The organism is Defluviicoccus vanus (genome assembly GCF_014672695.1).
In the GTDB taxonomy this organism is placed as follows: domain Bacteria; phylum Pseudomonadota; class Alphaproteobacteria; order Rhodospirillales; family Defluviicoccaceae; genus Defluviicoccus; species Defluviicoccus vanus.
In genome coordinates, this window is the sequence record NZ_CP053923.1 from 3308537 (window position 1) to 3320565 (window position 12029).

Annotated in this window: 13 protein-coding genes and 1 pseudogene; 10 read left to right on the plus strand and 4 right to left on the minus strand. The window is 65.1% G+C overall.

Annotation, left to right across the window (positions count from 1 at the left end; genetic code table 11):
• Positions 1 to 189 precede the first annotated feature (189 nt).
• A complete protein-coding gene (locus tag HQ394_RS15015) occupies positions 190 to 1488 on the minus strand; it encodes a nucleotide sugar dehydrogenase (RefSeq protein WP_190260898.1) in 1299 nt (432 codons plus the stop codon).
• Positions 1489 to 1670: 182 nt separating this feature from the next.
• Here HQ394_RS15015 and HQ394_RS15020 point away from each other — a divergent pair, with 182 nt between their 5' ends.
• The 10 genes and pseudogenes from HQ394_RS15020 to tgt all read left to right on the plus strand — a co-directional run bounded on the left by HQ394_RS15020 (position 1671) and on the right by tgt (position 10176).
• On the plus strand, positions 1671 to 2555 hold the full coding sequence (locus tag HQ394_RS15020) for an N-formylglutamate amidohydrolase (protein WP_223291623.1): 885 nt from the start codon (positions 1671 to 1673) through the stop codon (positions 2553 to 2555).
• A gap of 9 nt (positions 2556 to 2564) precedes the next feature.
• Positions 2565 to 3704 carry a carboxylate-amine ligase gene (locus HQ394_RS15025; protein WP_190260900.1) on the plus strand — a complete coding sequence of 380 codons (1140 nt, stop codon included), beginning with the start codon at positions 2565 to 2567 and terminating at the stop codon, positions 3702 to 3704.
• 15 nt (positions 3705 to 3719) lie between these two features.
• A complete protein-coding gene (locus HQ394_RS15030) occupies positions 3720 to 4148 on the plus strand; it encodes a CBS domain-containing protein (RefSeq protein WP_190260901.1) in 429 nt (142 codons plus the stop codon).
• A gap of 298 nt (positions 4149 to 4446) precedes the next feature.
• Positions 4447 to 4791 (plus strand): DMT family transporter, encoded by a 345-nt coding sequence (locus HQ394_RS15035; protein ID WP_456151627.1) that lies wholly within the window; start codon positions 4447 to 4449, stop codon positions 4789 to 4791.
• A 43-nt stretch (positions 4792 to 4834) separates the two neighbouring features.
• On the plus strand, positions 4835 to 5062 hold the full coding sequence (locus HQ394_RS15040) for a hypothetical protein (protein ID WP_190260903.1): 228 nt from the start codon (positions 4835 to 4837) through the stop codon (positions 5060 to 5062).
• A complete protein-coding gene (locus HQ394_RS21255; protein WP_190260904.1) occupies positions 5017 to 5238 on the plus strand; it encodes an SMR family transporter in 222 nt (73 codons plus the stop codon). The genes HQ394_RS15040 and HQ394_RS21255 overlap by 46 nt, the downstream gene beginning before the upstream one ends.
• Before the next feature lie 345 nt (positions 5239 to 5583).
• Positions 5584 to 7047 carry a L,D-transpeptidase family protein gene (locus tag HQ394_RS15050; protein ID WP_190260905.1) on the plus strand — a complete coding sequence of 488 codons (1464 nt, stop codon included), beginning with the start codon at positions 5584 to 5586 and terminating at the stop codon, positions 7045 to 7047.
• 274 nt (positions 7048 to 7321) lie between these two features.
• Positions 7322 to 7789: a YcbK family protein gene (locus tag HQ394_RS15055; protein WP_223291624.1), complete on the plus strand. Its 468-nt coding sequence runs from the start codon at positions 7322 to 7324 to the stop codon at positions 7787 to 7789.
• A 236-nt stretch (positions 7790 to 8025) separates the two neighbouring features.
• Positions 8026 to 9039 (plus strand): annotated as a pseudogene (queA, locus tag HQ394_RS20125) (tRNA preQ1(34) S-adenosylmethionine ribosyltransferase-isomerase QueA); the annotation flags it as partial.
• 18 nt (positions 9040 to 9057) lie between these two features.
• A complete protein-coding gene (gene tgt, locus HQ394_RS20130; protein WP_223292111.1) occupies positions 9058 to 10176 on the plus strand; it encodes a tRNA guanosine(34) transglycosylase Tgt in 1119 nt (372 codons plus the stop codon).
• Between the two features lie 9 nt (positions 10177 to 10185).
• Here tgt and HQ394_RS15065 read toward each other — a convergent pair whose 3' ends face one another.
• The 3 genes from HQ394_RS15065 to HQ394_RS15075 are packed head-to-tail and all read right to left on the minus strand — an operon-like array spanning position 10186 to position 12010.
• Complete coding sequence (locus tag HQ394_RS15065; RefSeq protein WP_223291625.1) at positions 10186 to 11223, minus strand: tyrosine recombinase XerC; 1038 nt, start codon at positions 11221 to 11223, stop codon at positions 10186 to 10188.
• A 6-nt stretch (positions 11224 to 11229) separates the two neighbouring features.
• Entirely contained in the window at positions 11230 to 11787 is a 558-nt protein-coding gene (locus HQ394_RS15070; RefSeq protein ID WP_190260908.1) for a DUF484 family protein, read from the minus strand.
• 7 nt (positions 11788 to 11794) lie between these two features.
• Positions 11795 to 12010, minus strand: coding sequence for a hypothetical protein (locus tag HQ394_RS15075; protein ID WP_190260909.1), 216 nt, complete (start codon positions 12008 to 12010; stop codon positions 11795 to 11797).
• Positions 12011 to 12029: the final 19 nt, after the last annotated feature.

Consider the following 12029-nt stretch of genomic DNA (forward strand, 5'->3'; position numbering starts at 1 on the left):
GATACGCTTCCGGATTGCTGCCGTCAATCAGGATTGTCGAGCAGTGCGCCGACGGCAGACAGTGCGACCGTTGCCGCTTGCTCGGCGCCACCGACAACCTCCGGCGCAGCAGGGTTCGGCCACGACGAGGGGCTGTCGCGCCTTGGTCTCAGCCGGCTGTTCGGACGCTGATCTGCCCTAACCCGCCGTTTACGGTCGCCACAGCTGGATGCCCTCCGGCCGCGTGCCGCGGTCGAGGCAACCGCGGACGTCGGTAACGATGCCGCGGCCGCCAACCAGCAGCGACTGCACCAGAGGCCAGCCAGCGTCGCGAAAGATCGCGTGCGGCACCGCCAACACCACCGCATCGCCCGGCGTCACATCGTCGATGGCGATGAGGTCGATGCCGTGTTCGCGCTGCGCCGCCTCGGCATCGGCGAGCGGATCGTGCACCTCTACCTTGCAGCCGAAGGCACGCGCTTCGCGGACCAGATCGGCGACCCGGCTGTTGCGCACATCGCGCACATCCTCCTTGAAGGTCAGACCGAGCACGACGACGCGGAAGGGACTGGGGCCGCCACCGGCCATCAGCCGCTTGACGGTCTCGCCGGCGATCCAGGCCCCCATCCCGTCGTTGATCCGTCGCCCGGCGAGAATGACCTCCGGATGATAGCCGGCGCGCTGGGCGGCATAGGTGAGGTAGTAGGGATCGACACCGACGCAGTGACCGCCCACCAGCCCAGGGGCAAAGGGCAGGAAGTTCCACTTCGTCGCCGCGGCGGCCAGCACGTCGGCGGTATCGAGGTCGAGGCGGGCGGCGATCATCGCCAGTTCGTTCATCAGCGCGATGTTGAGATCGCGCTGGGTATTCTCCATCACCTTCGCCGCCTCGGCGGTACGGATCGAGGTCGCTCGATGGATGCCGGCGGTCACCACGCTGCCGTAGACCGCCGCTACCACGTCGAGGGTTGCCGGGTCGCTCGCCGCCACCACCTTGGTAATGGTCTCGAAGCGGTGCGTCCGGTCGCCGGGATTGATCCGCTCCGGCGAGTAGGCAAGCGCAAAGTCGCGGCCGAGGACGAGGCCCGACTCCTGCGCCAGAATCGGGCCGCAAATATCCTCGGTGGTGCCGGGGTAGACGGTAGACTCGTAGACGACGATGGAGCCGCGGGCGAGGTGGCGTCCGAGCGTCGCCGTCGCCGCGCTCAGCGGTCCGAGGTCGGGAGGGTGGGCACCGGTGACCGGCGTCGGCGCGGCGACAATGTGGAAATCGGCCTGCGCCAACGAGGCGGGATCGGCGGTGTAGCAAACCGGTGCGGCAGCCAGTTCGGCGGCGCTCAGTTCGCCGGTTCTATCGTGGCCCCGGCGCAATGCTTCGATGCGGCGATGATCGATGTCGTAACCGATCACCGGCACGCCCGTGCGGGCGAATGCCACCGCCACGGGCAGGCCGACGTAGCCGAGACCGATGACGGCGATGCGGCGGCGATGCAGGCTGGCGGCGCTCATCCGGTGATCGGCACTGGTGGAGGCGCGGGGTGAAGGCGTCGGGCGTAGGCGCGGGTCGCATCGATGCGGCTGCTCTTCGCAAACAACATGCGTAGGCGCGGGTCGCATCGATGCGGCTGCTCTTCGCAAACAACATGCGTAGGGCTATTATCGACCTTTGTCCCGAAGGGCCAGGAGTTTCGGTGCGAGCGGATGGAGCGGACGGCAGATCAGCGGCGACGCAGCGTGCCGTAGGCGGCGCGGCGCCGCCGACTGCGGAGGCTGGGGCGGCCGATCAGCGCGTCGGCGGCTCGCTGATCGGGGCCGCGGATCCGTCGCCCTTCGAACTGATCAACCCCTATGCGACGCCGCCGCTGCTTCTCGTCTGCGATCATGCGAGCCGCACCATTCCGGCAGCGCTCGCCGGCCTCGGTCTCGACCGACAGGCGCTCGACCGGCATATCGCCTGGGATATCGGTGCGGCGCCGCTGACCCGGGCGCTGGCGCGCCGCCTGGAAGCGGCGGCGGTGCTGGCCGGTTATTCCCGACTCGTTATCGACGTCAACCGCCAGCCGGGCGATCCGCAGTCGATCGTCGAGAGCAGCGACGGTACCGTAATCCCTGGCAACCGCGCCCTCGGCATTGCTGAGCTGGCAGTGCGCGCAGAAACCTTTCATTGGCCCTATCACCACGTTGTCGATCAGGCATTTGCCCGCCTGCGACGAATCGGTCCCGAGCCGGTGCTCGTCTCCGTCCACACCTTTACCCCCTGTCTGGGCGGCGCGCCGCGTCCGTGGGACGTGGGCATTCTGTGGAACCACGACCCGCGCTTGGCCGTGCCGCTGATCGATCTGCTTCGCCGCGAGCCAGGCCTGTGCGTCGGCGACAACGAACCCTACTCGGGCCGCGAGTTGGCCTACACGCTCAACCTGCACGCTGGCGCTGCCGGGCTGCCCAATGCGGCGATCGAGGTCCGCCAGGATCACTGCGCAACCGAGACTGGCGTCGCCCGCTGGGCAGAGCTTCTGGCCGGCGTCCTCACCCGGATTTTGCGCATGCCGCACCTCCACCGCATTGCCGAGTTCTGAGGCATCACCATGGCCGAGCCTTCCTTCACCGTCGGCATCGAGGAAGAGTATCTGCTCGTCGATCGGCAGAGCCGGGAAGCGGTGACCGATCCGCCGCCGGCGCTGCTTGCCGGCTGCGAGCAGCGCCTGGCAGACTTGGTGCGCCCGGAATTTCTCACCTCGCAGATCGAGGTCGGAACGCGCGTCTGTCGCACCGTGGGCGAGGCCGGCCGACAGCTGGGACAGCTTCGCCGTCAGGTGGCGGAGGTGGCGGGCGAATATGGCTTGGCGCCGATTGCCGCCTCTACCCATCCCTTTAGCGAGTGGCAGACGCAGCGGCACACCGACAAGGCGCGCTACCATGTCATCGCCCGCGACATGCAAGGCGTGGCGCGGCGCCTGCTCATCTGCGGCATGCACGTCCATGTGGGCCTCGACGACGATGAACTCCGCATCGATCTGATGACTCAGGCGAGCTACTTTCTGCCGCATCTGCTGGCGCTGAGCACCTCGTCGCCCTTCTGGCGTGGCGAGGACAGCGGTCTGAAATCGTACCGGCTCAGCGTCTTCGATGAGTTGCCGCGTACCGGCCTGCCGTCGCAGTTTGCATCTTACGCTGAATATCGGCGGCACGTGGATATCCTGGTCAACACCGAGCTGATTCCCGACGCGTCGATGATCTGGTGGGACATCCGCCCGAGCGCCCGCTTTCCCACCCTCGAAATGCGCATCACCGACGTCTGTACCTCGCTTGAGGATGCGATCGCCATCGCCGGCCTTTATCAGTGTATCCTGCACATGTTGTTTCGCCTGCGCCGGACCAACCAGCGTTGGCGAACCTACGACCGGATGCTGCTGGCGGAAAATCGCTGGCGGGCGAAACGCTATGGCATCGATGCCGGACTGATCGATTTCGGTCGTGGCGAGGTAGTACCGTTCGCCGATTTGACCGACGAATTACTTGCGCTCGTTGCCGTCGATGCGGAAGCGCTTGATTGTATCTCGCAGATCCGGCATTGCCGGGAGATCGCTCGGCATGGAACCAGCGCCCATCGTCAACTGGCGACGTATGAAGCAGCCCAGGCTGCGGGAAGGGATCGTGAGGCTTCCCTTTGGGCAGTGGTTGACGGGCTGATCGAACAGACAGTGCGCGGCCTGGAGCAGCACTAACGTGGGAGGCTTACAATGTACGTGTCCGATATCTTGCGTAACAAAGGGGCGCGGATCGTCTCGGTGAAGGCCGACGATCCGGTTGCAGAGGCAATTGCCCTTCTCTGCAGCAACCGCATCGGTGCCGTGCTTGTCCTGGACCATCAAGAAAACATTGTCGGAATCTTCTCCGAACGCGACATTGTGCGTAGCGTCCATCGGCACGGCAAGGCGCTTCTNGACAAGCCGGTGGGCGAATTGATGACCTCGCCGGTGATCACTTGCTCGCCCGGAGATCCAGTGGCGTCGATCGAAGGGATGATGACAGCCAATCGCTTCCGCCACGTTCCCGTCGTCGATGGCGGCCGGCTGGTGGGCATGATCTCCATTGGCGACGTGGTCAAGCATCGCATCGAAGAGGCACAGGCAGAGGTGGACGCGCTCAGGCGCTACATCGCCCTCTAAAGGCCCAACCAAGGCGCCAGGACTTAGGCACACGTCTGCAAACCCGGCACGCAGGCGATCGCTTCCAACGGCCCTCGCGCGCCTGACGGGCGCGAGGGAAGGGCGGGCGTTGCCGCCGCCACGTTCGGCTGCCCACCCAGGATAAGCAGGACTCACGCGCCGGAGTGTGATCTGGACATACGTAAAACGACAACAATTCGGCTATAAACGCTACCTTTGATCAATCCTGGCCGGCGACAGGCCGTTTCGACCGGGTGGAGGACTCGACATAGGGGCAGACGCAACGGCAAGTCATCTGCTGTCGATTGCCTGGCTGGCGTTGGCCGCGACGATTGTATGCAGTAGCGGCGGCAATGTGATCACCAACTGGTCGCATCGGTTTTCCGGCCTCCGGCACCTTCTGGTCCTTGGAATTGCCTCTGGCATTCAGGTCGTAGGCCTGCTTTTCTATTCCATGGCCCTCACCGCCATCCCACTCAGCATTGCCTATTCCATTCTGGTTGGAAGCACGCTGGTGGTGGTGACGATCGTTGCCGCCCTCTGGTTCAAAGAGCGGCTGACCCGTTGGCATCTGATCGGCATTGCGCTGATCATCCTCGGCATGGCGCTGATCAAATCCGGGAAACAGCACGACCACACCTAAGCGCGCAGTCGACGACATCGATGTTGAGCCGGGAGACCGTGGGGTGAGCGGCAAGGGCGCCGTGGCGCCGTCTTCCGGCACCCGTACGGCATGGATCATGCTGACCATTGCCATCATACTGCTCAATGGCGGCAATCTGATCCTGGAGTCTGTCTACAGCGGCAGCTCGCTGTCGCTCGAAATGTTTCTCCAGCCCGGCTTTTTTGCGCCCTCGCGTTTCTCGGCATGTCCTTTGCTTTCTACTCCCGGGCGCTTGCCGTGCTGCCGCTAGCGGTTGCCTATCCGATAATGGTAGGAGTTACTCTGCTGATTGTTGGTGTTGCCGGCTATCTGTGGCTTGACGCTGACCTTGACGCGTTGCAGGTAATCGGAATGGCGGTAGTATTCGCGGGTGTAACCCTGATATCGCGTAAAGCGAACGGGTCAGCGGAAGAGGAACGAAAGTGATGGCGGCGATGCATCGATCGATCTCCGGCGGGGCCGGGAGTGGTCGGGTTCGTCTATGGCCGCGAATCGCGGCGCGTCCGGCGATGGCCTGCCTCGGCGCAGGCCGTGGCGATTGGCAAGGTGTCGCTTCGCGTCGCCCGTCCCGCTGGCTGTCGATCGGTGTAACCTGCCTTTCGGCGCTGTTGCCCTGGTCTATCGCCGCCTGTGCCGAACTGAACCCGTTCGGCGGGCCGGCGACCGTTNGCCTCTCCGGCGGCCGGCAGCGCGCCGACGGCCGAGGCGCCGGCCGCTGACAAGGCGATCGCCGCTGCCATCGAAAAGCAGCTCGCATCGGGTGAACAGGTGGTGGGGGGCTGGTCGACGCCGGTTGACAGCTTCGCCACGTTCTATCAGTCGCGTGCCTATGAGCCGGTTTGGGTTACAGCCGGGGGCCTGTCAGCGCGGGGGCANGCGCTCGTCACCGACCTGAAGAAGGTGGATCGCGACGGCTTCAATCCCCGCCTGTACATTGCCGACCCGCTGCCCGGTCCCGGATCCTCGGCTGCGGATCTGGCGAAAGGCGAGCTTGAACTCAGTGCCGGCCTCGTCCGTTTTGACACGGACGCCCGCAATGGCGTTTCACCGCCGCGTCGCGGCGATCCCGACGTTGCGGCAACGGAAAAGGTCATTGATCCCACCAGCGTCCTGTTGAGCGGGGCGAGTGCTCCCGACCTTGCCGCCTTTCTCGACCAATTGCCGCCCAATGATGCCATCTATCATGGCCTGCGTGAGGCGCTGGGGCGCTACCGGGCACTGGAACGATCCGGCGTTTGGCAACCGTTGACCGCGACGATGGCGCTCCAGCCGGGCGCCAGCAACGACAACGTCCGTCATTTCCGCGAATCGCTGGTCCTTATGGGGGACTTGCCGGCGGATGCTGATGCCCATTCCACCCACTTTGACGCCAGCGTCACCGCGGCCGTCAGTCGGTTTCAGCGGCGGCACGCGCTGCCGGTAACCGGCGTCGTCGATGCAGCCACGCGGACCGCCTACAATGTTCCGCCGTCGGCGCGNGTGCGTCAAATCCTGGTCAACATGGAGCGGCGGCGGTGGATGCCGACCGACCTTGGTGAGAGCCACATTTTTGTCAATCTCGCCAATTACAGCCTCGATGTGATGGAAGACGGCAAATCGGTGCTGCAGATGCGGGTGGTGGTCGGCAAGCCCACTTGGCCGACGCCGGTCTTCAGCGACATGATGGAGTATCTGGAGTTCAATCCCTATTGGACGGTGCCNCCCGGAATTTTGAAGAAAGAGGTGCTGCCGAAAATGCGCAGCAATCCGGGCTATGCCTCCTCCGCCGGTCTGAAGGTCTACCAAAACGGTCGTCCTGTGGATCCATCCGCCATCGACTGGTCGACCGTCGCCGGCGGCTACAGCTTCCGTCAGGATCCGGGGAGCGGNAATGCGCTTGGCCGCATCAAGTTCATGTTTCCCAATTCGTATAGTGTTTACCTGCACGATACGCCGTCGAGAGCGCTGTTTGCCCGCTCGACGCGCGCCTTCAGCCATGGCTGCGTCCGGGTGGAAAAGCCGATGGACTTGGCTACCTATCTGCTCGCTCGCAACGGCGACGGCTGGAACGAAGATCGAATCGACAGGACAATTGATAGTGGGAAGAACAGTTCCATCCGCCTCAAGGATCCGATCCAGGTGCACTTGGCGTACTTGACAGTGTGGCTGGGAAGCGACGGAAGTGTGCAATTCCGCAACGATATTTATGGGCGCGATACAACCCTGGATCGTGTCCTCTCCGCCTCTGCAGGTTAGAGGTTTGTTTAAGAATGGTGGCTATCCCCTTTTGAATTCTAGGTCTTGACCGCGACTGCCTGAATCAGGCAGAAAGCCGTCTGACTGATGTCAAAATCTCGTCGCACTTACTGGGAAGGAGCAAGCGATAGTGGATAATGACGCAGGGGGAGGCGTTTTACGAGGCGCCACCTGTTTGCAATCGGAGCCGCGAGCGCCGCGGCTACCGTCACAACCGGACCGGCCTGGGCACGCAGTGACGCGGATTGGCTCCAGGGTAACTTCAGCTGGGGGCGTGCAAAAATATCGGTCNGCACGCTCTCTTGCGTTCCGGCACACGCATACCGACGAGACCCTTAATCTGGTCTATTACGAAAATGGTCGGTATCTGCCGGGCGCCCTAGAAGAAATTAACTACCTGTTCCGCGACTTTCGCACCGACGAGGTCAAGGAGATCGATCCGCGGCTGCTCGATACCCTGTATGCCGTCCGGCTGCGGACCGAAACCTCGGAAGCGTACGACATTCTGTCGGCCTACCGCTCTCCCGAGACCAACGCTATGTTGCGCCGCACCAGTTGGGGTGTCGCCCGCAACAGCCTGCACATCCAGGGGATGGCAATCGATATCCGCCTCGCCGACCGGGATTCCCGCTACATTGCCCGTGCGGCACGTGACATGGGGCGCGGTGGGGTCGGGCTCTATATCGGCGCCAACTTCGTCCACTTGGATAGCGGCTCGGTTAGGACCTGGGGAGCCGCCTAAGCGCCTCTCTCCGGGCGTTATCTTCGCTCGGCCGCGACCTGCGGCCAGCGGCGCTTCGGCGGCCAGCCATCGTCGGCTTATGACGGCGACCGAAGCGCCGACACGAGACTTGACCTCGATTGGGGCGGCCGGCAAGCGGTCGCTCGCAATCGAGTCGGTTCTGTGCGTGCTTTCCGACGCGATGGGTGAGGCATCGACCGGTCGACAGGCGGATGACGAGAGGCTAATCCCTGACGATGCGGCTCGACGATTTCGACTTTTCCTTGCCCGCGACGGCCATTGCCCAGCATCCGGCTAGTCCACGTGATGCAGCGCGCCTGCTGCTGGTCGGAGCTGACCTCGCGCACCATCGTGTCCATGATCTGCCGGAGTTGCTGCGACCGGGCGACCTGCTCGTGCTCAACAACACCAAGGTCTTGCCGACACGCCTGCGCGGCCGGCGCGACGCGGTGGCCATCGACGCGACACTGCATCAGCCGGTGGACGACGATGCCTGGCAGGCGTTCGCTCGCCCGGGCAAGCGCCTGAAGGTTGGGCAGCGGATCGATTTTGCCGATGACTTCGCCGCAGTGGTGGAGGAGAAGGCGCCGAGCGGCGAGGTGCTGCTCCGCTTCAATTGCGGCGGCGGGGCACTGCTTGCGGCGCTCGAACGTTATGGTGCCATGCCGCTTCCTCCTTACATTCGCCGCGCTGCACCTGACTGCCGCGATGCCCGCGACTATCAGACGGTTTTCGCTGCGCGGCCGGGAGCCGTCGCGGCTCCCACCGCCGGACTGCACTTCACCCCGGAACTGCTGGCGCGGCTGCGGGACGCAGGCATTCGTTCGGTGTTTGTCACCTTGCATGTGGGCGCCGGCACGTTTTTGCCGGTGAAGGCGGACGCCATCGAAGAGCATCGCATGCACGCCGAGTGGGGAGAAATCGACAGCGAGGTGGTGGCAGCGGTGGAGGCGGCACGCCACAGCGGCGGCCGCATCGTCGCCGTCGGCACCACCTCGCTCCGCCTGCTGGAATCCGCAGCCGCGGCGTCCGGTCGGCTCGCCCCCTTCAGCGGCGAAACCCGCTTGTTCATCACCCCCGGCTATCGCTTTCGGGTGGTCGATCGGTTGATGACCAATTTTCATCTGCCGCGTTCGACCCTGTTCATCCTTGTCGCCGCCTTCGCCGGCCTCGCGCGGATGCAGGCCGCCTACGCCGCCGCGCTCGGTGCCGGCTATCGCTTCTACTCCTACGGCGACGCCTGCCTGCTGCAACCGGAGGGGGCATCNGTGACCGGACCCAGCTTTGCCCTGCTTGCCACCGATGGTGTCGCACGGCGCGGCCGGCTGGCGACCGCGCACGGAACGGTGGAGACACCGGCGTTCATGCCGGTGGGAACCGCCGCGACGGTGAAAGCGCTGACGCCGGCAATGGTTGCCGCCACCGGGGCGCAGATGGTGCTCGCCAACACCTATCACCTGATGCTGCGCCCGAGTGCCGAACGGATCGCCCGGCTTGGCGGTCTGCACCGGTTCATGGGCTGGGACGGCCCGATTCTCACCGACTCCGGCGGTTTTCAGGTCATGTCGCTCGCGTCATTGCGGACGATCAACGAGACCGGCGTGCAGTTCCGCAGCCACGTGGACGGCGCCCGCTATGAGCTGACGCCGGAGCGCGCCATGGAGATTCAGTATCTGCTCGACGCCGACGTGACCATGGTGCTCGACGAGTGTGTCGCCCATCCGGCCGAGCCAGACGCGGTGGCGGAGGCGATGCGCCGCTCGTTGCGCTGGGCCGCCCGCTGCCGCGAGGCGTTTCGTGCCCGGCCAGGCTATCATCTGTTCGGCATCGTCCAAGGCGGGATCGATCCGGCCTTGCGTGCCGAGTCCGCCGCCGGGTTGCGGGCGATCGGCTTCGACGGTTATGCGGTGGGCGGCCTCGCCGTGGGTGTGGGGCAGGCGGCAATGTTCGATGTCCTCGACGTCACCGCGCCGTTGCTGCCGGCGGCGCAGCCGCGCTATCTGATGGGCGTCGGCAAGCCGGACGATTTGGTGGGGGCGGTGGCGCGTGGTATCGACCTGTTCGATTGCGTCATCCCCACCCGCTCCGGCCGCACCGGCCAGGCGTTCAGTCGCGAAGGTGCCCTTAACTTGCGCAACGCCTGCCATGCCGAGGACCCGCGTCCGCTTGACGAAAGCATTCCTTGCCCGGCCAGCCGCGACTTCAGCCGTGCCTACCTGCATCATCTGGTGCGAACCAACGAAATCCTGGGCGCGATGCTGCTCAGCTGGCACAACGTCGCCTATTACCAGCAATTGATGGCGGACATGCGGGCGGCGATCGAAGCCGGGCGCTTTGATGCGTTTTGCGACGATTTCAACCGGCGTCGAAGCGGTGACGATCAGTAGTGACGGCAATCAGTCGGTGGCGGGTGCCCTTGCCCGCGGGTGCGCAGCCTGATGGATTTCGAGCAGTCTGGCCGTTTCCACCTGGGTGTAGCGTTGCGTCGTCGAAAGCGAGGCGTGACCAAGCAGTTCCTGGATCGAGCGCAGATCGCCGCCGGCGGCGAGCAGGTGGGTGGCGAAGCTGTGGCGAAGCGCATGCGGTGTTGCCGTCTCCGGCAGGCCGAGGAGGCGGCGCAGCCGGCGCATCTGCCGCTGCACCACGCCGGGGTTGAGCGGACCGCCTTTGGCGCCGACAAACAGCGGTTGCTCCGGATCGAGAGGGTAGGGCAGGGCGGCAAGATAGGCATCGACTGCCTGACGAACCGCCGGCAGCACCGGGACGATCCGCTCCTTGCTGCCCTTGCCGGTGACCAGCAGCACGTCGGCGAGAGGGGCGGCACCGCGGACGATGGACAGCGCTTCGGCGATGCGCAGCCCGCAGCCGTACAGCAGGGTGAACAAGGCCATGTCGCGGGCGGCGATCCAGGGGGCTTCGTCCGGATCGGCTGGCGTCTGCGTGACTGCCAAGGCGTCGGCGGCAGTCAACGGTTTCGGCAGGCCGCGCTTGACCTTCGGCGTCCGCACGCCTTCGATGGCGACAACCGTGGTAAAGTTACGACGGTCGAGAAAACGGCAGAAACTGCGAATGCTGGCAAGGGCGCGGGCGGCAGACGCATGCGACAGACCGTCACCCACCCGCCTTGCAACGTAGGCGCGGAAGTCGGCGACGCGCAGCGCGGACAGGTCGACAAGCGTCACCGGTCCGCCGAGGTGCGCCGCGAGGAAGGTAACAAAGGCAGCGACATCGCGGCGATAGGCCTCCTGGGTGCGGGCGGCCAGCCGGCGTTCGCCGTCGAGCCAGCGCGCCCAGGCGCTGAGCGCCGCCGCGGTGTCCTGGGCCACCGGCAGCAGTTGCAGCGACAGCCGTTGCTCCGGCAGCGCCGTTGCGTCGCGGTCAGCGTTGACCTCGTTGTCTGGCCTGCGCTCCGGTCCCCTCGTCGGCCGCTTCACCGGCGCTTAGGCGGGCAGGAGCGGGCGGTTGGCGAGGCAACGCGTCACCACCTGGGCGAGGAAGCAGACCAGGTTGGTGCCCTGCCGTGGATGGAAGGCGTCTTGCGTGGTGGCGCCGAAGAGCAGCAGTCCGGGGGCAGCCCCACTCTCCAGCGGCAGCCGGACCAGGGCGGCGGAAACGATCTCGTCGGCGGCGCCGCCGAAGAGGGTTCCGTCGTCGGTGATCAGCGGCAGCAGCAGTGCCTCTTCGCCGTCGAGGAGGGCCGCGACACCGCCTGGCGGCAGCACCGCCACGTCGTCTGGGATCGCCTCGGCAGCCTCACCTTCGGCTTCGAAGGCGAGACGGGCAATGTCCACGTCGAGCAGTTCCGGCAGTTCGTCGCTGACGACGCGGAGCAGGTCGTCGAGATCGTTGGCCGCAAGCAGTTTCAGCACGGCGGCGTGAGTGCGAACCTGTGTTGCTAAATTAACACGGCTGGTCTCGATAACGCTGATGGCGCAATCCCTGAGTCCGGCCATCTCGTCCTTCAGGACATCCAGCCGCCGTGTTTGCAGGTCGACCACACCGGCTTCACTCCAGCGCGGCGGCGGGGGTCATTTTCCGCAGCAATTCGCTGCGCTGGACGAAAAAGTCGGGATTTTGTCCGAGATATTCGGCGACTTGCTGCGGAGTTGGCGCATCCGGGAATTGGCCGGAATCGCCACTGCCGCCGCCACCGCCACCGGCGAGGCAAGCGTCGTCGAACAGCGTTGGCGCAGAAGCGAAGTCGTCGATGTCGTGATCCATGGTGGCACCTCAGGGACAC